We start from the raw sequence: 20,217 nt of genomic DNA, 5'->3' as shown, positions 1-20,217 counted from the left end.
AGCGTCCACGGCGACCGGGCCGCCCGCCCACCGCTCCGCGTGAGGTCCGCCGCCACTGTCTGCTCGGGTCAGTAGGGTCAAACCGCTCGCCGATCCATCAGGAGATACGGAGTGTCCGGGATGTCCTCGTCGCCGCTCGTCATTGGCCTGCCGATTGCTGACCGCCAGCGGTCGTACACGTTCTATCGCGAGGGACTCGGCCTCGAGCCGGTCGGCGAGCCGGCGGATGACGGCGTTCCGGAGCCGCTGCAGTTCGTGATCAACGACGGCGTTCGGGTCATGTTCATCCCGACCGGCGGCTTCGGCTGGGTCATCGGCGATCGCGCGGTCGCTGAATCCGGGACCAGCGAGTGTGTACTGACGCTCCCCGTTGTCACACCTGCCGACGCTGACCAGATGATCACACGTGCCCGCACGGCTGGGGCAACGGTCATCACTGCCCCGGGGCAGCAGCCCTGGGGTTACGCCGGCGTATTCGCCGATCCCGACGGTCACGTCTGGATGGTGAGTGTGCAACCCTGACCTGCGATCAACGCCGGCTCGCCCGAACCCGCGCCCGAGCCGAACAGGCCATCGGCTGACCACCACCGCCGGCCGCACCACGCCGTCACTGAATGTAGGGCGGGACGCACAGCGGCCCGCCCTACCTATCCGTTCCACAACGTCGTCGCTGGTTTCAGCGAATCACACCCCGACGTCCCCGTAACCGTCGCTCGAACCGACGAACGAACGTTGCCGCCTCTCACGGTCACAGCCACGCCTGCGTGTCCGCCGCCGGCCCAGCGGCCGACGATTCGACCCCACCCCGTCCATCAGACGCCACCGCACGCCGTGCGGAGGGTCAGTCGTCGGACGGCGGTGGGAAACGACGGCGGAACCGGTCGAATCGGCCGGTCGCTTCGCCGGCATCGGGTCCGGGGGGAGGCGGGAACTGCGGCTGTGCCGGGTCGTCCGCCGCCCCGGCACCGGTCGCGTCCGGGGCACCCGGGGCACCCGGGGCATTCGGGGCACCCGGGGCGCCGGGACCGCCGGGTGTCCCCGGTCGACCGGGTCCGCCCGTGTCCCCTGGCGACGGCGGTGTCCCTCCCGCGTCCGGTGGAACCGGCGGGACCCCTGCCGGGCCTCGTGGCGGGAATGCCGTGCCGCCGAACGCCGAGGGCGCGGTCCCTCCCGGGGCGGGCGAGGACGGTCCGGATCCCGGGAACGGCGGCGGAGGCGGCGGTACCTGGCCCTGGCCGAACGGCGACGGGGCCGGTCCGCGCGGATCGGTCGAGGGGCCGGACTGGATGCGGGGGTCGACCGGGGGCTGAGCGGGCCCGCCTTGGTCGGCCGACGGCTGAGGAGATCCGCCGGGGTAGGCCGGCGGCTGAACGGGTCCTCTCGGATCGGCCGGCGGCTGAACGGACCCCCTCGGATCGGCCGGCGGCTGAACGGACCCCCTCGGATCGGCCGGCGGCTGAGCAGGCCCCCTCGGATCGGCCGGCGGGCGGCCGAACCCACCAGGATCACCGAAGGGCTGAGCGGACCCGCCCGCGTCGCCGAAAGGCTGCGCGGAACCACCAAGGTCGGCCGGCGGCCGAACGGGGCCCCTCGGATCGGACAGCGGGCGACCGAACCCACCAAGGCCCCCAAAGGGCTGCGCGGAACCGCCAGGATCGGCCGACGGCTCGCCGAACGGCTGAGCGGGCCCCTGCGGGTCCGTCGACGGGCGACCGAACCCACCGGGCTCACCGAACGGCTGAGCGGGTCCCCGCGCGTCCGTTGACGGCGATCCTCCGGGCTCACCCAACGACTGATCCGACCCTCCGAGGTCGGCCGACGGCTGACCGAGGATCTGCGGATCGCCCGGCGGACGGCCGTGACCGAGCGGTTCGGCAGCGCCTTGGGGCTGCCCGGCCCGTCGATCGTGGGCGTGTGCGTCGGCGGACCGCCGCGCGTGCCGGGCCGACGACGCGGGCCGCAGGTGTCCCGTCGAGAGCTGCTCCAGCCGAGTCCTGGTCTCCTCCGCCTGAGCGTTGGCCTCGTCGGCCCGGGCCTGAGCCTCACCGGCCCGGGCGTTGGCCGCGTCGACCTCGGCCTTCGCCCTTCCCGCCTGATCCCTGGCCTCCGCCGCTTCGGCCTTCGCCTTGTCGATCTGGGCCCTGGTCTCCTCCGCCTCGGTCTTGGCCTTCGCCAGCTGGACCTTGGCTTCCGCCGCCTCGGCCATCGCCTTCCCCAGCTGGGCCCTGGCCTGCTCCGCCTCGACCGTGGCCTTCCCTGCCTGAGCCTTGGCCTCCGCCGCCTCGGCCTTGACGCTGTCGATCTGAGTGTTGGCCTCGTCGGCTTCGGCCCGTACGGCGTCGCGCTCAGCGATCATCGTGGCCAGGGCGGCGCGAAGCTGGTCGAGCATTCCGGAACGTTCCTTGGCCTGGAGCTGGTACTGCCCCAGGCGGGTCTGCGCGTCCTCCAGCTCGCGGCGGACCGACTCGATGTCCGTGGTGAGCCGCTCGCCCTCCTCCAGGCGAGGCCGCGCCGTCTCCAGCTCCTCACGCGCGGCCTTGAACTCTTCGCGGGACGCCTCCAGCCCGGACCGTACGGTCTCCAGCTCGCCGCGTGCCGCCTCCAGCTCGGCGCGGGCCTCGTCGCGCTCGGCGCACGCGCGTTCCAGCTCGCCGCGGCTTTCCTCCAACGCGGCCGCTGCCGCGTCCCGCTCGCCGCTCACCTCGTCGGCATGCGCGCGGGCCTCGAGGGCCTGCCGATCCGCCGCCGCACGCGCCTGTTCCGCAGCGGCCCGGGCGTTCTGCGCGAGCTCGGCCGTGGTGCGCATCTTGTCCAGTTCGGACTCGGCGGCGCGGAGCCGGGAGCGCATCTCCTCGATCGCGATGGACCGCTTCTGGAACTCCTTGGCCTCGGCGAGCTCGCCCCGGTATCGCGCGATCTCGTCGCGGGCCAGGTCCAGCGCGGAGGTCACCTCCGCCAACCGCCCGGTGAGACGGTCGCGCTCCTCGCGTACGGCCGTGATCGCCTCGGTCGCCGCCTCGGCCGTCCGTGTCGCCTGCGTGCCGAGGTCTCGTGCGGCTTCCCGTTCGGTGTGGGCGGTCTCCAGCTGCGCGGTGAGCTCGGCGGCGCGGGCCTCGGCCCGCTCGGCGCGGTGCCGTACGTCGCCGAGCTGGGCGAGCACGTGTTCGGCCTCCAGCCGGGCCGCCTCCCGGTCGCGCTGCGCCGCGGCGATGCCCGCGGCCGCCTCCGCACTGGCCTCCGCGATCCGCCGCTCGACCCCCGCGACGCTCAGGTCCGCCGTCAGGGACATCGCCAGGAGCTCGGCGACGTCCTCGAGCCGTTCGACCATGTCCCAGGTCCGCGCGACCTGTCCGGAGAGGCCCGGGGAGTCCTGGTCGCGGCGGCGCCGGTCGGCCGCCGCGCGGGCGCAGGCGCCGTCGTTGTCGAGGCAGTAGCGCACGACGGGCCCGTCCTCACCCGGCTGGGGGATCGGGCGTCCGCAGTAGGCGCAGGGCCGCGTCACCTCATCGTCCCCGACGGGCGGCACGGACGGGCCCTCCCCTGGCCGTGGACCGTTCTCCGCCGGCTGTGGAGCGTTCTCCCCCGGCCGTCGACCGTCCTCCGCCGACTGTGGACCGTCCTCCCCCGGCCGTGGAGCGTTCTCCCCCGGCCGTCGACCGTCCTCCGCCGACTGTGGACCGTTCTCCGTGGATCCCCGCGGCACCCCCCGCTCCGCGGATCCCCGCGGCGCTCCCCGCTCCGCAGACCCCCGCGGCGCTCCCGGCCCCGCAGACCGCCGCAGCGCTCCGGGCGCCGCAGACCGCCCCGGCGCTCCCGGCTCCGCGGGACCCGCCTCAGGCGTCTCCTCCTGCGAGGCCCGCGGAGGAGGCTCAGGGGTGTTTCCGTCCGGGTCGCCCTCCGTTTGGGAATCGGCCGGCGCTGGGACGGTGTTCGCGTCCGCCTCGGAAGGTGAGGCCGTATCGGAGGGCCGGACCGGCTCGGAAGTCGGCTCCGTGCCCGAAGGCGGAGCCGGCTCGGAAGACCGGGTCGCGCCGGGCGAAGCGGCGGAATCGGACGCGTCGTCGCCGGACGGCAATGCGGCATTCGACTCGGGCACGTTGTCGTCCGTCGGGCCGGACACGCTCATCCCCCCTGCGATCCGTAATCGGGATGATCTCTACTGTCAGCTCGAAGACCGTATCCCGCTTCGTCCCTTCTGTGGAACGCAACGGCGAGGTTGGTGCCCGGACATTGCGAAGGGCCCGGCAGCGGCGGCGTACCGGGCCCTTCTCTTCCCACTTGGCGGCCTGGAGGCGCGGACTCGGGCGATGTGAAGAGACGGGATCACGATGGATCCTTGACGGGTCATCCGTATCTCCAGGTACTCGCGACCGTAACCCCGCTGGTCGACGCCGAGGAAGCCATGGACCGTTTACACAAATTCACAACCTCTGTTCCCACGTGGCCGCAACTCCCCGACGGCGGACTCGACCGGACCCGTGAAGAAGATTCCGGCGTGCGACTGAGTACCGGTGACCGCCGAACGCCTCGGAAAGGCCGGACATGACAAGGAGCCACCGATGACCGCTCCCCCCGGCGTCGTCCACTCGAACGGGGACGACGCCGCGGTGATCGAGCGATCGTGGCATGAACCCGATCGGTTCAGAGTGATCTACGACAGGTACTTCCCGGAGATCTACCGGTACGTGGCCGGACGGCTCGGTCGTGACGTCGCCGACGACGTCGCGGCGGAGACGTTCCTCGCCGCGTTCCGCAAGCGCGACCGCTTCGACCCGGCGCGCGGTGCCGTACGCCCCTGGCTGTTCGGCATCGCGACCAACCTGGTCGGGCAGTACCGGCGCGACGAGAGCCGCCGCTACGCGGCGCTGGCCCGTATGGGCGGTGACCTCCCGAACGGGGGCCACGAAGATCGCGTCGCCGCCCGGGTCACCGCGGAGGGCATGCGGCCCCGGCTCGCCGGCGCTCTCGCGGCGCTGCCGGAGGGCGACCGCGACGCGCTGCTCCTCGTCGCGCTGGGCGGCCTCGGCTACGAAGAGGTCGCGGAGGCGCTGGAGATCCCCTCGGGAACGGTCGGATCGCGGCTGAGCAGGGTTCGAAAGAAGCTGCGGGAGGCACTGGGCGGGACCGATCCCACGTCTTCGGAGGAAGAGTCCCATGGATGACATTCGAAGGGTCACCGAGCTGCTCGACGAGGCCGGTCCGTCGCCGACGGTGACGGCGATGGGCCGGCAGCGCCTGGACGAGCTGATCGCCCAGGCGCCGGCCGTCGGCAGGCCCCGGCCGGTCGAGTCGATCGGCCAGGAGCCGGCGGCCGACGGGGAGAGGTGAAGAGCGGCCGGTCTGCGCGGCGCCGCCGGATCCGCTGGGCGCTTCCCGGCCTCGGGCTGGTCGCCGCCGGAGCGGCCGCTGCGGTCGCTCTCACGGTCACGGCGTCTCCGTCGACGCACCCGCGTCACCCGGCCCCGCCCGGAGCGTCTCAGCAGCTCTCCGGCCGACAGGTACTGCTGGCCGCGGCCTCGGCTGCTGAGACCGCACCGGCGACGACCGGAGAGTACTGGCACGTCCGGCGGATTCACACCATTACCGTCAGGGCGCAGCCGGTGGGGAATGTGCTGGAGACCTGGGCCGCCAAGGACGGCTGGTGGTACATGGGCACCGCCTCGCTGGACGGCCGGGGGCTGGGGTTGAGCAAGCAGAAGTACAAGAACGGCGCGTCCTTCGAGCTGGACGACCGCATGCTGTCCTTCGACCGGCTGCAGCGGCTGCCGGCCGACCCGGGACGGCTCACGGCCTGGACGCGAACGTTCTCCCGTGGGCTCAATGCCAGCTGGCGGAAGAAGGACGTGGAGGATTCGGTCACCAGCACGCTGGGCTCGCTGCTGTACGCGGTCCCCGTCGCTCCGAAGGTGCGGGCGGCCGCCTTCCGAGCGCTCGCGCAGCGGCCCGGGGTGACGACCGGCGGCCGGGCCAAGGACGCCCGGGGACGTGTGGGGCAGGCGGTCTCGATCGGCTCTTTCCACCTGATCATCGATCCGAAGACCGCGTTCGTCCTGCAGGAGACCACGGAATCGGTGGGCGGCAAGATGTCGTCGACTCTCTACTACGAGGTCGGCTGGACGAACGAGAAACCGCACGTGCCCAGCGCCTCTTGATCGGCTGCGGAGGCTCGGCCGCCGAGCCGGGCCTCCGCCCCGTCCCCCGTCACGGCCCGCGGTGCCGCCGGCCACGGGCACGCTGGAAGGCGGATGCCTGTGCTCCAGACGATCCTCGATCACCTCGCCATGATTCTCGGGCCCGATCCGGACCCACACGCCGGAGACGATTCGCACGGCATCGCCCCCTGCGATGGCGGCGATGAGTTCTGGTAGGCGGCCCGAACGCCGACGGCCGGGACGCCCTGTCAGGGGCGGTCCCGGCCGTCTTCGTGTCCGGTGTCTCAGCCGACGCTCATGGTGTCGGTCGAGCTCTCCGGCGGGGTGGCGTCGGCGCCGACGACGACCTCGGCGCCCTCTCCGAGCTGGTAGCGCTCGATCGCCTTCTGCAGGACCTCCTGCTTGATCTCACCGCGCCGGGCGAGCCGGGTCAGCACCGCGAGGGTGATGGACGCGGCGTCGACGTGGAAGAAGCGGCGGGCGGCGGCCCGGGTGTCGGAGAACCCGAAGCCGTCGGTGCCGAGCGAGGACCAGTCGCCCGGGACCCACGGCGCGATCTGGTCGGGAACCCCCCGCATGAAGTCGCTGACGGCGACGACCGGGCCGGGCTGCCCGTCCAGGGTGCGGGTGAGGTACGGGACGCGCTGCTCGCCGTCGGGGTGGAGGAGGTTCCACTCGTCGCAGGCGATGGCCTCGCGGCGCAGCTCCGTCCAGGACGTGGCGGACCAGACGTCGGCGGCCACGCCCCACTCCTCGGCGAGCATCCGCTGAGCCTCCAGGGCCCACCGGACCCCGACGCCGGAGGCGAGGATCTGCGCGCCCGGCGCCTCGCCCTCGACCTGCGGGGCCTCGGCGTAGCGGTAGAGACCCTTGAGCAGGCCGCCGACGTCGAGGTCGGCCGGCTCGGCGGGCTGCTGGTACGGCTCGTTGTAGACGGTGAGGTAGTAGAAGACGTCCTCGCCGTTCGGGTGCGCCTCGCTGGAGCCGTACATGCGCCGCAGCGCGTCCTTGATGATGTGCGACAGCTCGAACGCCCACGCCGGGTCGTAGTAGACGCACGCAGGGTTCGTGGCGGCGAGCAGCGGCGAGTGGCCGTCGTTGTGCTGCAGGCCCTCGCCGGTCAGGGTCGTACGGCCCGCGGTCGCGCCGAGCAGGAAGCCGCGGGTCATCTGGTCGGCCATCGCCCAGATGCTGTCGCCGGTCCGCTGGAACCCGAACATCGAGTAGAAGATGTAGACGGGGATCATGTGCTCGCCGTGCGTGGCGTACGCCGTGCCCGCGGCGATCGCCGAGCCGACGGCGCCCGCCTCGCTGATGCCCTCGTGCAGCATCTGGCCCTGCTCGGACTCCTTGTAGGAGAGCAGCAGCTTGCGGTCGACCGCCTCGTACGTCTGCCCGTACGGGGAGTAGATCTTCGCGGAGGGGAAGAGCGAGTCCATGCCGAACGTGCGGTACTCGTCCGGGGCGATCGGCACGAACCGGGCACCGATGTTCTCGTCCTTGATCAGGTCCTTGAGCAGCCGGACGAACGCCATCGTCGTCGCGACGTTCTGCTTGCCGGAGCCCTTCTTCAGCTCGGCGTACACCGGGTCGCCGGGCAGCTTGAGGGCCTTGGCCCGTACGACACGCTTGGGCAGGTAGCCGCCGAGGGCCATGCGCCGCTCGCGCATGTACTGGATCTCCTCGGAGTCCTCGCCCGGGTGGTAGTACGGCGGCAGGTCCGCCTCGAGCGCCGAGTCGGGGATGTCAAGGTAGAGCCGGTCGCGGAACTCCTTGAGCTCGGCCTTGGTGAGCTTCTTCATCTGGTGGGTGGCGTTGCGGGCCTCGAAGTCCGGCCCGAGCGTCCAGCCCTTGATGGTGTGGGTCAGGATGACCGTCGGCTGCCCGACGTGCTCACGCGCCGACTTGAACGCGGCGTACACCTTGCGGTAGTCGTGACCGCCGCGCGACAGCTTGCGGATGTCGTCGTCGGACATGTGCTCGACCATCTTGCGCAGCCGAGGGTCGTCGCCGAAGAAGTGCTCGCGGATGTACTCGCCGGTCTCGACGGTGTAGGTCTGGAACTGCCCGTCCGGCGTGGTGTTCATCTGGTTGACGAGCACGCCGTCGACGTCCTGGGCCAGCAGCGGGTCCCAGTCGCGGCCCCAGATGACCTTGATGACGTTCCATCCGGCGCCGCGGAAGAACGACTCCAGCTCCTGGATGATCTTGCCGTTGCCGCGGACCGGCCCGTCGAGCTGCTGGAGGTTGCAGTTGATGACGAAGGTGAGGTTGTCGAGCTCCTCGCGGGCGGCCAGGCCGATGGCGCCGAGCGACTCCGGCTCGCCCATCTCGCCGTCGCCCAGGAACGCCCACACGTGCGACCGCGAGGTGTCCTTGATCTTCCGGTTGTAGAGGTAGCGGTTGAACCGGGCCTGGTAGATCGAGTTGATCGCGGTGAGGCCCATGGACACCGTGGGGAACTCCCAGAAGTCCGGCATCAGCCGCGGGTGCGGGTACGAGGAGAGGCCGCCGCCCGGGTGGGAGATCTCCTGGCGGAATCCGTCGAGCTTGTCCTCGGGCAGCCGGCCCTCGAGGAACGCGCGGGCGTAGATGCCCGGCGCCGCGTGGCCCTGGATGAAGACCTGGTCGCCGGACTCGCCGTGGTCCTTGCCGCGGAAGAAGTGGTTGAACCCGACCTCGTACAGGGACGCTGCGGAGGCGTACGTGGCGATATGGCCGCCGACCGACAGCTCCGGGCGGTTCGCCCGCGACACCATGATCGCGGCGTTCCAGCGGATGTAGGCGCGGATGCGCCGCTCGACGTACTCGTCACCGGGGAACCAGGGCTCGCGCTCTGGCGAGATCGTGTTGATGTAATCCGTGCTGCGCAGGCCGGGCACGCCGACCTGCTGCTCTCGGGCCCGCTCCAGCAGCCTCAGCATGAGGTAGCGGGCGCGCGAGCGGCCCTCGGTCTTGATCACCGTGTCGAGCGACTCCAGCCACTCCCGGGTCTCATCGGGGTCGATGTCCGGAAGCTGACTGGGGAGGCCGTCGCTGATGATGGAAAAGCGCTGGCGTCCGGAAGCCACGGGGTCCCCTTCGCTTCGTGCCCACCCAGGTCAGGTGATGGATCGTTGCTGTCCTGACCATCGTCGTACGTCGGGACCGTTAACGCATCTCTACCGTCGGGTAACCGTCCCGATATGGCTTCCCATCAACCTCGAGGCGTACGAGGCTGTGTGGAGAGCCACCGCACAGGGGATACCCGCCGTCGGGAGGTGAAACGACGATGCACGCGGCCGTAGGCGACCGGTTGCACGTCCACGGCAACACCGTTGGACAGGCGGACCGGACCGGAAAGATCATTGAGGTGCGCGGCGCCGCCGGCGAGCCGCCCTATCTCGTCCGTTTCGACGATGGGCACACTGGTTTGGTGTACCCCGGGCCGGATGCCGTGATCGAGCCGGACGAGTAGACATGTGCGTATGAACACAGAAGTGATAAGCGTGGCCACCGGGAGCAAGGAGGCCGTGCACGACATCACCGGCGAATGCCTCAGATTCCTGCGCGACATCGGGGCGTCCGACGGATTGCTGAGTCTCTTCGTTCCGCACGCGACCGCCGGCATCGCGCTGGTAGAGCTGGGGTCGGGCAGCGACGAAGATCTCCTGTCCGCGCTCCGCGAATTGCTGCCCGCGGACGATCGGTGGGTCCACGCGCACGGATCTCGCGGGCACGGTCGTTCTCACGTGATGCCGGCGTTCGTCGCGCCCTACGCCACGATCCCGGTGATCGACGGGAAACCGGCGCTGGGCACCTGGCAATCGGTGGCTGTGGTCGACCTCAACGTGGACAATGTCGTACGCAAGGTGCGACTCAGCTTCATCAGCGGTGGTTGAGAGAAGTGGCCGTGTTCGCTCACTTGCGGGTCAGACACTTGCGCATGGGGTGGTCCGCCGTGTGAACTGTCCGGCAATGCCGCACCCGGAGGGTCGGCTGGTAAAGAACATGGGCATGTTTGATAATCGCGGCCCACAACACAGGGAGGACGTTCGTGAGCGCGACCGCGGGTCAGGCGCAGAGCAGCCTGGCCGAACGGCTCGGCATCAAGCCGAACCAGGTGGTGCAGGAGATCGGCTACGACGACGACATCGACGAGGAGCTGCGCAGCTCCATCGAATCGGTCTCGGCTAACGAGCTGGTCGACGAGGATTACGGCGACGTCGTCGACGTCGTGCTGCTGTGGTGGCGCGAGGACGACGGCGATCTGTTCGACGCCTTGTCCGACGCACTGACCACACTGGCGGACGGCGGCCACATCTGGCTGCTCACGCCGAAGGCGGGGCGCGAAGGCCACGTCGAGCCGAGCGACATCCTCGAGGCCGCACAGACGGCCGGACTGTCGCAGACCAAGAGCATCAGCGCGGCCCAGGAGTGGTCGGGCACGCGTCTGGTGTCACCCAAGGCGCGGCGTTGACCTTTACCGCCGAGGAGCGGACCGTGCGCGGAGAGGGCTGACCGACGTGTGAGGCGTTTCATACGTCGGGTGTCCCGTGATGCGCCGTGGCGTGCAGTGGCACACTGGCGTCCGGCCACAGACTCGGCGAGGAAAGGTTCACGACATGGCCGTTGAGGTCGGCGACACCGCACCGGACTTCGAGCTGACCGACCAGCACGGCACTCCGGTCAGGCTGTCGGACTTCCAGGGGAAGAAGACCGTTGTTCTCGTCTTCTACCCGCTGGCGTTCAGCGGCGTGTGCACGGGCGAGCTGTGCGCCATCCGCGACCAGTTGCCCACTCTGGGCGGGGACGACGTGCAGGTTCTCGCCGTGTCGGTCGACTCGGTGTTCGCGCACCGGGCCTGGGCCGACCAGGAGAACTACGAGTTCCCCCTGCTGTCGGACTTCTGGCCGCACGGCGAGGTGGCGAAGACCTACGGGATCTTCGACGAGACCAGGGGCGTCGCGACGCGCGGCACCTACATCATCGACAAGACCGGTGCCGTGCGGTGGAAGGTGGAGAACGCCATCCCCGACGCCCGTGACCTCGACGAGTACCGAAAGGCGCTCGCCGACATCTCCTGACCTCCTGTGGCCGGGCCCGTACGGGCCCGGTCCCGGATCCCACCGGAGGCGCCATGCCCTGCTACCGCTGCGGGGCCCGGCAGACGGACCCGGACCACGGCCCGAGCCCCTGGCGACGCGGGGTGCGCGAGGACCGGCAGGTTCTGATCTGCCCCGACTGCCAGAACGGCCGAAACTGGGCCGGTGAGCTCGATCACTGTACGGCGTGCGGGTCGACGACCCTGGTGTGCCGTCTCGGCGAGGTCGAGTGCCGTACCTGCGGGCAGATTCGGGCCGCCGAGCGCGCGCCCGAGACACGCGTGTCTGCCGGCGCCCCGGGGTTGTCCGAGGAGGTCGCCGCGGCACTCAGCCGCGTCCTGCGCCGGGTTCCCAAACCAGGCCAGCCGGAGATAACCGACATTTAACTAAAATTCAACCTAACGTATGGCATGATCCTCTCGCTCCTGCGGCGGACGACCGCAGGAGTGAGGGGGAGCGAGCGTGGCGGGTAGCCCTGCGCGGGCGATCGCGGGTCTGGCCGCGGCGGCGACATGTGTCGGTCTTCTCGGAATCGCGAGTCCGGTACGGGCCGCGCAGGAGCAGACACTCGCGGCGCGGACCGGGTTCGTTCAGGTCGTCGCCCACCCGGATGACGACCTTCTGTTCATGTCCCCGGACCTGGCGCAGGACATCCGGCGCGGCGAAGGCGTCACGACGGTCGTGCTGACCGCCGGCGAGGGACACGCCGGGATCAAGGACCATCACGACCCCCACGCGTACGTGGCGCAGCGCCGCCAGGGACTGCACGCGGCGTACGCCGCCATGGCCGGGGTCCAGGACGGCTGGCGGGTGGAGACCGTACGCTCCGGCCGGGCGAAGGTCGAGGTGCACACGCTCACCGCGCGCCCCGACATCCATCTGGCGTTCCTCAGCCTGCCCGACGGCCGCGACCCCCGTCCCCGCATCGGCAGACGGGCGACCGCACAGCTGGAAGCGGACCACGGCTCGACCAAGTGCGCGGCGACCGTGACACCGAAGCACTCGCCGTACGCCCACTGCTACACCCACGCCGACGTCGTCCGCGCCCTGGTCACGCTGTTCCAGCGGTACCGCCCCACGGTGGTACGGACGCAGGACCCGGCCCCCGACCGGCGGTACACCGCCGACCACACCGACCACGTCGCGGCGGCCGAGTTCGCCACCGAGGCGGTGCACTCCTACGGGCGGCCCCTCGTCCAGGTCGACTACCGCGACTACAACCTCACCGACACCCCGGTGAACCTCAACAAGCCCGACCGTACGGCCAAAGAGCGCTACTTCGCCGACTACCGGGCGCACGACTACCGGATCAACCCCGAGGCCCAGAACTTCGCCTCGTGGCAGGAGCGCATGCGCTACCGCTGGCCGCGCGGAGCCTCCTGGACGACCCGCGCGGGCAACGGCCCCCTCCAGTCCTTCGCCGTCCTGTCCGGCCGCCTCTACACGTGGTGGCAGACCCCCGCCGGGTGGGCCGGTCCCGCGTCCCTCGGCGGCAGCGACCTCGACCCGTCGCTCGCCACCGCCGACGGCCAGGTCTTCGCCCGCAAGGGCGGCTCGCTCGTCGCCGCACGGCCCCGGTACGCCGGCGGCCGGTGGACGGCGAGCTGGACCTCCCTGGGCGCCGCGACCGGCACCCCCGTCGCCGTGTCCGGCAAGAACGGCGGCGCGGCCGTGTTCGTCCGCAACGCCAAAGGCGGCGTCAGCGTGAAGTGCCAGGCATCGAACGGATCCTGGACGCCGTCCTGGCAGGAACTGCACGGCCCGGCCGCCAAGGCCCTCCGGAGCCGCGCCGTGGCGCCCTCCTCCCCCACGCCTCGTACGACGGCCCCGACCACCCGGCCGAGCAGCGGCTCCCCGTCGCCCTCCACGACCCCGAGCGCCTCACCGTCCCGCCGTCCCCGGCACCTCCTACCGTCGCTGCCACTGCACGGTACGACCACCAGCCCGCCGACCGGCGGCACGCCGTCGCCGACCCCGCCCCGGCCGGGCCCGGTCACGAACAGCCCTGTCTCACCGGCACCCACGACCACCGCCCCATCCGGCGGACCGATCGCGCCCGCGCGTAAGCGGGCCCGGACGATCCCGCCCGGCCGGGACGTCCAGGACGGGATGGACGCCGTCGGCGGCAACGCCGGAATCGAGCTCTTCGCCCCGACCCGTACCCAGTTGCTCCAGTGGCGACAGGGCCGCGGATGCACCTTCGTGTACGCCGGCGCGGTCCCCGGCGTACGGCCGGGCGGCCCCGTCACCGCGACCCGCGACGCCGGCGGCAACCCGACCCTCGTGTACGAGGTCGGCGGTTCGACGGCGATCCGCCAGGTCAAGGAGACCGGCCACAGGTGGAGCGACCCCGCGACCCCACTGCGCGCGGTCTTCCACAAGGTCGGCGAGGCCCCGGTCCCCACCGGCAGCCGCGTCCCCCCGCCCGCCCTCCCACTCCCCACGATCGGCGTCCCCATGGTCGCGACGGACGGCACCGGCCAGGTGTTCGCCCTCGCCCTCGCCGAGGACGGCCGCCTGTACGTCTCCTCGCGCGGCGCCGGCGACATCTTCGGCGCCTGGCGGCCCGTGACCTGATTTCGAATCGCAGGTAGGGGGAAGATCCCGGTAGGCTGTGGCCGGTCGCCGGGTTCGCCCCGGCAGCGGGCGCATAGCTCAGTGGTTAGAGCACTGGTCTTACAAACCAGGAGTCGCTGGTTCGAATCCAGCTGTGCCCACGAGGCGGCTTCGCCTGCTCGTCGAGCTTTGCTCGGCTTCGCCTCGGCCCGCGATTCCGCCCGGGGGGCCGAGCCCCCCGGACCCCCGCGATCGGTGGTTGCTGTTGTCGGCCCGGTGTCAGGCGGGGTGGAATGATCTTGCGGGCTCCCGGGCATGTGTCGGCATGCCCGGTCAAGCTCTCCGCACGCGGTTCATCCCTCGTACGGCCTGGCCCACGCCCGGGCGGTGGTCGGTGCTCGGTGCGGCCACGTACAGATCTGCGCTTACTGCTCTACTCCCCCGGCCGCAGCGCCCTGGCCGTGTGGACCTGGATGATGTGTTGATGCCGCACGGGCTCGGCGGTGGTCGCGTCCCAGCGGGCCATCTGGGTGCCGTCCTCCGGGCTTCGACGGCCACCGGGCACTGCTGCCTGTCCTGAGCGCCGCGCTTTCGTCCCGGACGGAACTTGACCGTGGGGGATGGACACGGGTGTCTGCACCTTCGGTTTGGATACGGGGCTGGAGCGCGTCCCTCCGAGCAGCGAGCCGGTAACGACCTAAGAGTGACGTTCCGGCGGCGCTGACCAGTCTCAGCGGAACGCGGCGACATTGCGGGCGGCCCAGTCGGCGAACGGGCGCGGGGCGCGGCCGAGGACCCGCTGGACGTCCGGGCTGACGCGCAGCTCGGCCGGGCTCGGGGAACCGAGGATGTCCAGAGTGTCGTCGGCGAGCTCCGCCGGGCATGCTCTGGGTCATGGCGGCCTTGGCCTCGTCGCGCGTGAGCTCGTGAAACCTCACTGGCGAGCCCAGCGCGGCGGCGATGGCCTCCGCCTGTTGGCGTGGAGTGATCACCTCTGGGCCGGTCAGCTCGTACACGCCGCCGGCGTGCCGGTCGTCCAGCAGGCAGGCCGCCGCGACCGCGGCGATGTCCGCCGGGTCGATGATCGGCACCCCGACGTCGCCGAAGGGCGCGGCGACGACCTGTTGCGCGCGGACGGACTCGGCCCACCACAGGGCGTTGGAGGCGAAGCCGCCCGGCCGCAGGATGGCCCACTCCAGGCCGGACTCCCGCAGCACATCCTCCAGCGCACGCATCGCGATCCGCGTTGGGCCGAAGGGCCTGGTCACCACGCCCTGCGTGGAGAGCAGGACGACCCGGCGGACCCCGCCGACCGCGGCTTCGCCGATGATGTCGGCAGGGCCGGCTCCAGTGGCGTGCAGGTCGCCGGACAACAGCAGGAACAGCGCCTTCGCCCCGGCCAGCGCGGGCTTGAGGCCGGCTCGGCCAGGTCGGCCACCACGTGGCGGACGCCGTTCGGCACCGCCGCCGTGTGCCGTGACACCGCCGTCACCTGCCGGCCCGCCTCGGCCAGCGCCCGCGTCAACGGCCGGCCGATATTCCCGGTAGCCCCGGTCACCACGATCATGATCAGCTCCTTGTCGGATTTCCTCTGTGGCCTTCACGCTAGGAGCACGGGCTAACTTTTGGTAAGGACATACCTCGAGGTAAGCTCATGACATGGCGGGAGGCGTGCAGCGTGGACAGGCCGAGGCACGGGAGCGGTATGACGTGTTTCACACCGACTGCCCCGCGCGCGATGTGGTCGACCACGTGACCAGCAGGTGGGGCGTCTGGGTGCTGATCTCCTTGCGGAGCAACGCCCTCCGGTTCTACGAGCTGCGCGAGAGCATCCAGGGCATCAGCGAGAAGATGCTCGCCCAGACCCTGCGTGCGCTGGTCCAGGACGGCCTGGTCTGGCGGGAGGTCGAGCCGACGACGCCGCCCCAGGTCACCTACGGGCTGACCGAGTTCGGCCGGGACGTCGGCGAGCCCCTGACGGACCTGTTCGACCGGATCACACGGCGCCTGTCGCCGCGCAGCGCGGGATAGCGTGGTAGCGGCGAGACGCTGCGGTCGCACGGGCTCGGTGGCGGCCGCGTCCCCGCGGTCGCCCGCCGGTGGTTCGTCGCGGAGCGGGCCGGGACGTCGACGGCCTCCCTCGACGACGCGCATCGCCGGCTCCTGGCGCCCGCAGCGGGTGGGCCGTACCTCTCTCGGTCTTCTCCGCGCGGTGCGAAGCGCAGCGTCAAGCACGCGTGCCTCCGGCACCCGCTCTACCGGTCGGTGACATATCGTCGGCGTATCGAAAACCACATACATGCCGGCAACACCACGCTGTCTTGACTGGAAGGCATGACCTACAGCGAAGCAGCACGAACAGCGGCCCGCCGCACCCGAGCGCCGGCGTCCTCGTCGCGTCGGCGTTTCCGGCCATCGCCCGCATCGACCGCTTCTTCGCCGGATACCGACAGTAACCAGTGGCGCCCGTGACAAGCGGTGGCATCGCAGCAGGCAACCAGCCGCGAGCCGCCACAGCCGCCGACATCACCGAACTCGTACACCTGCGCGCCGTGATGCTGTCCAGCCTCGGCCAGGATCCCGGCGGCGAGGGTGCGCCGTGGAGGAGACAGGCCGCCACCTGGTTCGGCGAGCGGCTCGCCCGGCCGGAGGACTGGGCCTTCCGGGTGATCGGCCCGCCCGGAGGCACCCTGGCGGCGTGCGGCGCGGCCTGGCTGACCGAGCACCTGCCCGGGCCCACCACCCCAGACGGCCGCCGCGGCTACATCGGCTTCATGTGCACACGCCCCAGCGCCCGCCGCCGCGGCCACGGCGGCAGAATCCTCGGCAGCCTCATCGAATGGCTCACCACACGCGGCGTTGCCCGACTGGAACTACACGCATCACCAGACGGCCTGGAAATGTACCGTAGGTCAGGCTTCAGCGAAGACCCGTACCTGGCCATGTACCGGATGAGCGGCCCGCCCAAATGAGCGGTCAAATTCAGGGACCCGATCCACTACTGCGGTCGACTACCCCGAGGGCGTCACACTCACCTCCCCGCACTGGAAGAAGGTGAAGAATCGTGGATGTCTTGATCAGAGACGCCGTTGACGGCGACGCTTCAGCGCTTGCTTCACTTCTGACACAGCTGGGATATCCCTCGACCGTTGACGACACCGCTCACCGCATCACCCGGTGGCGCGACAACCCGTGGAGCCGCGTCATCGTGGCAGCGCTGAACGAACGTGTGGTCGGCGTTCTCGCATTCCATGTGATTCCATTCTTCGAACAGGAAGGCAATCGCGGCCGAGTCGTGTGCCTGGTGGTCGACGAACAATCCCGCGGGCATGGCATCGGCGCACGCCTCATGAGCTTCATCGAAGCAGAAGCACGCCGCCTGGGCTGCAAGGACATCGAGCTCACCAGCTCACGCACACGCAGTGCGGCCCATGCCTTCTACCGGAACATCGGCTATCAAGACTGCTGCACCCGCTCCGCGCGGTTCCTTCGCCCACTGAATGCGTCGTCGAACTAACCGGGGCTTGGCGGGCCCGCTGCCGGTGGGGTGCTCTTGCCGGTGACGGCTTGTAAACAGGCCGGGGCGTACAGGAGGTGCAGACCGTGGTTCGGCGTTCGCGACTGCGTCCGGTGGGGGATGTGGCATCGGCCGACTGGGTGGTTGCGGGGATCGGGCCGTTCGGGTCCGGCGTGGGGGCTCTTGTGCCGCACGGGTTCGAGGCGTACGCCCGGATTCTGCATCCTGCGCTGGCGTCGGACGGAAACCCTGTGACCTGGGCGGAGGTGACCGCGTGGTCGGGCAGGATGGTGCATCCGCGGGTGCAGTTCCGGGCGCTCGCCACTCCCGTGTCGGATGTGCGAGCGGCGAAGCCTTGGGAGGAGGAGCCCGACCCGGGCACGCTGTCCCCTGCCATGTTGGCTGCGCTGTGTGAGGTCCTGGCCCGGCACACCACGTCGGGTGACCGCTGCTGGTTCTGCGCCTGGGACGGGTACGAGGCCACCTCCGGCGCTCGCGCGACCGTTACTTTCACGGCGGAAGGGGACGGGCCTTCGGAGCCGGATCTGCTTCCGCCGGAGTTCCCGCCGGACATCGTGAACGGCCCTCGAGTGGAACTGCCAGAACGCAGCTATCTCCTGCTCGAGGGCCCGCTCGACGCCGCCGGGGAACTGGCGATGTCACTCTTTCCCCAGTCACCCAACCTGTTCTGGCCCGACGATCGGGCCTGGTGTGTCGCGACGGAGGTCGACCTCGACTCCACCTATTTCGGCGGCACGGCGGCGCTCGTCGCCGAGGTGCTGGCGGATGAGCGACTGGAGGCCGTGCCGGTCGAGGTGACCGATCCGGTGTGGGCGGACAGCGATGAGGTCAATCGCTGATTCCCGGGGCCAGCACTTCTTGAGGTGCACCTTGGCGGTCTTGGCGCTGATTTTCGCGGTGGGCGGGCTTTACCCGGGGCGCCATGAGTTGGGCGGCCGCCGGCGCGCGGGGAGGCGGTGGCCGGCGCGGTCACGGTTCGCGGTCAACCGATCGATGGATCGGCTCAGCCGTTCGGTCTATCCGGTGTTTCAGCCGGTGACCTGCGGGGTTTCGCCGGGCGGACGATACCGCCTCCGGGCGGACTTCGCGAGGCTGAAGGCACATGTCCCGTGATGGACCGGAATGCCGGAAAGGCTGCCGCATGCCAGCAGTGATCGAGGTGCAGAACCTGCACAAGCGCTACGGGGACACCGTGGCGGTAGACGATGTCTCCTTCACCGTCCAGGAGGGGGAGATCTTCGGGATCCTCGGCCCCAACGGCGCGGGCAAGACCACGACGGTGGAGTGCGTCGAGGGGCTGCGCAGACCGGACCGGGGCGAGATCAGCGTGCTCGGGCTCGACCCGCAGCGGGATCGCGCCGAGCTGACGCAGGGGCTCGGCGTGCAGCTCCAGGACGGTGAGCTGCCGAATCGGTTGAAGGTCGGGGAGGCGCTCGCGCTCTACAGTTCCTTCTACCGGGCACCGGCGGACTGGCGTGCGCTGATGGACGCGCTCGGGCTCGCGGACAAGAGCTCGACCAGGTACGGGAAGCTGTCCGGCGGCCAGAAGCAGCGGCTCTCGATCGCGCTGGCACTGATCGGGAACCCTCGGGTGGCGGTACTCGACGAGCTGACCACCGGCCTCGACCCGCAGGCCAGACGCGACACCTGGCAGCTGATCGAGGATGTGCGCTCCCGCGGCGTCACGATCGTGCTCGTCACCCACTTCATGGAGGAGGCCGAGCGGCTGTGTGACCGGATCGCGCTGATCGACACGGGCCGCGTCGTCGCGGTGGACACCCCGGCCGGGCTGACCGAACGGGTCCAGACCGAACAGCAGATCCGCTTCCGGCCGTCCGTGCCGTTCGACGACCGGCTGCTGACCAGCCTGCCGGACGTGACCAGCGTCATGCACCGGGGCGATGTCGTGGTGGTCACAGGCAACGAGAACGCGCTGAACGCGGTGACCTCCGTGCTGGCCCGCAACAACATCGTGGCGCGGCAACTCCGCGTGGAGCAGGCCAGCCTGGAGGACGCCTTCGTCGCGCTGACCGGACGGCGCCCGGAGACCGAACAGCACCCGAGCCGGAGCGAGCCCGGCCAGGACCAGGAGAAATGATCATGCCTGTCACCACCACCGCCACACCGCCGGCGGCCGCGTCGCGTTCCGGGCTCGGGCGGCTCACCGTCACGGAGCTGAAGCTCTTCGTCCGCGAGCGGGTCGGGCCCATCTGGGGCGTCGGGTTCCCGGTGCTCCTGCTGGTCATCTTCGGCAGCATCCACTCCTTCAGGCAGCCGCAGAAGGACTTCGGCGGCGCCACCACGCTCGAGATCTACGTGCCCGTTCTGATCGCGTTCTCGATCGCGCTCCTCGCGCTCAGCGCGCTGCCGATGGTCCTGGCCGGCTATCGGGAGAAAGGCGTCCTGCGCCGGCTACAGACGACGCCGACGGGCCCGGTCCGGCTGCTCACCGCCCAGCTCGCGGTCAACTTCGCCGTCATCCTGGTCACGATGATCGTGATCCTCGTGGTGGCCAGGGTCGCGTACGGCGTGGCCCTGCCGAAGCAGCCTGCGGGATTCGTCATCGCCGCGCTGCTCACCGCCGCCGCGCTCCTGGCGGTCGGCCTGTTCGTCGCCGCGACGGCCGGGAGCGGGCGGGCCGCCCAGGCGATCGGCACGATCCTGTTCTTCCCGATGATGTTCTTCGCCGGCCTGTGGGTGCCCATCGCCAAGATGCCCAAGGTCCTCCGCTACATCAGCCACGGCACCCCGCTCGGCCAGGCGGTCCAGGCACTGCAGAGGACGGCCGAGGGGCACTGGCCGCACGCGCAGCAACTGCTGGTCATGGCGGCGTACGCGGTGGTGTTCGGGCTGGCCGCGGCTAAATTGTTCCGTTGGGAGTAGATCG

19 protein-coding genes, 1 tRNA gene and 1 pseudogene are annotated in these 20,217 nt (G+C 70.6%); 17 read left to right on the top strand and 4 right to left on the bottom strand.

The genetic code is table 11. The features are described 5' to 3' along the window. Window positions 1-120 precede the first annotated feature (120 nt). The gene (locus tag ACYVF7_RS16705; protein WP_460340806.1) at window positions 121-522 is read left to right on the top strand and encodes a VOC family protein; all 402 of its coding nucleotides are present in this window, start codon (window positions 121-123) and stop codon (window positions 520-522) included. 319 nt (window positions 523-841) lie between these two features. Here ACYVF7_RS16705 and ACYVF7_RS16700 read toward each other — a convergent pair whose 3' ends face one another. Next, window positions 842-3,526 carry a hypothetical protein gene (locus ACYVF7_RS16700; protein ID WP_460340804.1) on the bottom strand — a complete coding sequence of 895 codons (2,685 nt, stop codon included), beginning with the start codon at window positions 3,524-3,526 and terminating at the stop codon, window positions 842-844. A 1,033-nt stretch (window positions 3,527-4,559) separates the two neighbouring features. On the opposite strand from ACYVF7_RS16700, the gene ACYVF7_RS16695 reads away from it, so the two are divergent. Genes ACYVF7_RS16695 through ACYVF7_RS16685 form a run of 3 tightly spaced genes read left to right on the top strand, consistent with a single transcriptional unit; the run spans window position 4,560 to window position 6,152 of the window. After that, on the top strand, window positions 4,560-5,162 hold the full coding sequence (locus ACYVF7_RS16695) for an RNA polymerase sigma factor (RefSeq protein ID WP_460340802.1): 603 nt from the start codon (window positions 4,560-4,562) through the stop codon (window positions 5,160-5,162). Then, a complete protein-coding gene (locus ACYVF7_RS16690) occupies window positions 5,155-5,328 on the top strand; it encodes a hypothetical protein (RefSeq protein ID WP_460340801.1) in 174 nt (57 codons plus the stop codon). Before ACYVF7_RS16695 ends, ACYVF7_RS16690 begins: the two co-directional genes overlap by 8 nt. After that, window positions 5,325-6,152: a CU044_5270 family protein gene (locus ACYVF7_RS16685; protein ID WP_460340799.1), complete on the top strand. Its 828-nt coding sequence runs from the start codon at window positions 5,325-5,327 to the stop codon at window positions 6,150-6,152. Before ACYVF7_RS16690 ends, ACYVF7_RS16685 begins: the two co-directional genes overlap by 4 nt. Window positions 6,153-6,436: 284 nt before the next feature. On the opposite strand, the gene aceE is transcribed toward ACYVF7_RS16685, so the two are convergent. Beyond that, complete coding sequence (gene aceE, locus ACYVF7_RS16680) at window positions 6,437-9,223, bottom strand: pyruvate dehydrogenase (acetyl-transferring), homodimeric type (RefSeq protein WP_460340798.1); 2,787 nt, start codon at window positions 9,221-9,223, stop codon at window positions 6,437-6,439. Window positions 9,224-9,423: 200 nt separating this feature from the next. On the opposite strand from aceE, the gene ACYVF7_RS16675 reads away from it, so the two are divergent. From ACYVF7_RS16675 to ACYVF7_RS16645, 7 genes are all read left to right on the top strand, one after another. After that, window positions 9,424-9,609, top strand: coding sequence for a DUF1918 domain-containing protein (locus ACYVF7_RS16675; RefSeq protein WP_360899284.1), 186 nt, complete (start codon window positions 9,424-9,426; stop codon window positions 9,607-9,609). Window positions 9,610-9,619: 10 nt separating this feature from the next. Next, on the top strand, window positions 9,620-10,033 hold the full coding sequence (locus tag ACYVF7_RS16670; RefSeq protein WP_460340796.1) for a secondary thiamine-phosphate synthase enzyme YjbQ: 414 nt from the start codon (window positions 9,620-9,622) through the stop codon (window positions 10,031-10,033). Window positions 10,034-10,188: 155 nt separating this feature from the next. Continuing rightward, window positions 10,189-10,611, top strand: a complete 423-nt coding sequence (locus ACYVF7_RS16665; RefSeq protein WP_460340794.1) for a DUF3052 domain-containing protein — start codon at window positions 10,189-10,191, stop codon at window positions 10,609-10,611. A gap of 145 nt (window positions 10,612-10,756) precedes the next feature. Beyond that, on the top strand, window positions 10,757-11,218 hold the full coding sequence (locus ACYVF7_RS16660) for a peroxiredoxin (protein ID WP_460340792.1): 462 nt from the start codon (window positions 10,757-10,759) through the stop codon (window positions 11,216-11,218). A gap of 53 nt (window positions 11,219-11,271) precedes the next feature. Continuing rightward, on the top strand, window positions 11,272-11,622 hold the full coding sequence (locus tag ACYVF7_RS16655; RefSeq protein WP_460340790.1) for a hypothetical protein: 351 nt from the start codon (window positions 11,272-11,274) through the stop codon (window positions 11,620-11,622). Between the two features lie 76 nt (window positions 11,623-11,698). Beyond that, window positions 11,699-13,813: a PIG-L family deacetylase gene (locus ACYVF7_RS16650; protein WP_460340788.1), complete on the top strand. Its 2,115-nt coding sequence runs from the start codon at window positions 11,699-11,701 to the stop codon at window positions 13,811-13,813. Between the two features lie 67 nt (window positions 13,814-13,880). Further along, window positions 13,881-13,953: transfer RNA gene (locus ACYVF7_RS16645), tRNA-Val, on the top strand. 272 nt (window positions 13,954-14,225) lie between these two features. On the opposite strand, the gene ACYVF7_RS16640 is transcribed toward ACYVF7_RS16645, so the two are convergent. After that, window positions 14,226-14,357: a hypothetical protein gene (locus ACYVF7_RS16640; RefSeq protein ID WP_460358629.1), complete on the bottom strand. Its 132-nt coding sequence runs from the start codon at window positions 14,355-14,357 to the stop codon at window positions 14,226-14,228. A gap of 529 nt (window positions 14,358-14,886) precedes the next feature. Continuing rightward, window positions 14,887-15,396: pseudogene (locus ACYVF7_RS16635) on the bottom strand (SDR family oxidoreductase); the annotation flags it as partial. A gap of 55 nt (window positions 15,397-15,451) precedes the next feature. Here ACYVF7_RS16635 and ACYVF7_RS16630 point away from each other — a divergent pair. The 6 genes from ACYVF7_RS16630 to ACYVF7_RS16605 all read left to right on the top strand — a co-directional run bounded on the left by ACYVF7_RS16630 (window position 15,452) and on the right by ACYVF7_RS16605 (window position 20,213). Next, window positions 15,452-15,823 carry a winged helix-turn-helix transcriptional regulator gene (locus ACYVF7_RS16630; protein WP_460340786.1) on the top strand — a complete coding sequence of 124 codons (372 nt, stop codon included), beginning with the start codon at window positions 15,452-15,454 and terminating at the stop codon, window positions 15,821-15,823. A gap of 437 nt (window positions 15,824-16,260) precedes the next feature. After that, window positions 16,261-16,764, top strand: coding sequence for a GNAT family N-acetyltransferase (locus tag ACYVF7_RS16625; protein ID WP_460340784.1), 504 nt, complete (start codon window positions 16,261-16,263; stop codon window positions 16,762-16,764). Window positions 16,765-16,856: 92 nt separating this feature from the next. Further along, window positions 16,857-17,309: a GNAT family N-acetyltransferase gene (locus ACYVF7_RS16620; protein WP_460340782.1), complete on the top strand. Its 453-nt coding sequence runs from the start codon at window positions 16,857-16,859 to the stop codon at window positions 17,307-17,309. 251 nt (window positions 17,310-17,560) lie between these two features. Next, the gene (locus tag ACYVF7_RS16615; RefSeq protein WP_460340780.1) at window positions 17,561-18,169 is read left to right on the top strand and encodes a hypothetical protein; all 609 of its coding nucleotides are present in this window, start codon (window positions 17,561-17,563) and stop codon (window positions 18,167-18,169) included. A gap of 302 nt (window positions 18,170-18,471) precedes the next feature. Further along, window positions 18,472-19,428 carry an ABC transporter ATP-binding protein gene (locus ACYVF7_RS16610; RefSeq protein ID WP_460340777.1) on the top strand — a complete coding sequence of 319 codons (957 nt, stop codon included), beginning with the start codon at window positions 18,472-18,474 and terminating at the stop codon, window positions 19,426-19,428. 2 nt (window positions 19,429-19,430) lie between these two features. Next, window positions 19,431-20,213: an ABC transporter permease gene (locus ACYVF7_RS16605; protein ID WP_460340774.1), complete on the top strand. Its 783-nt coding sequence runs from the start codon at window positions 19,431-19,433 to the stop codon at window positions 20,211-20,213. Window positions 20,214-20,217 lie beyond the last annotated feature (4 nt).

This window comes from Actinoallomurus acanthiterrae (assembly GCF_054775715.1).
Note: the sequence above shows the minus strand (reverse complement) of the source record. Positions and strands in the feature narration are given on the sequence as shown.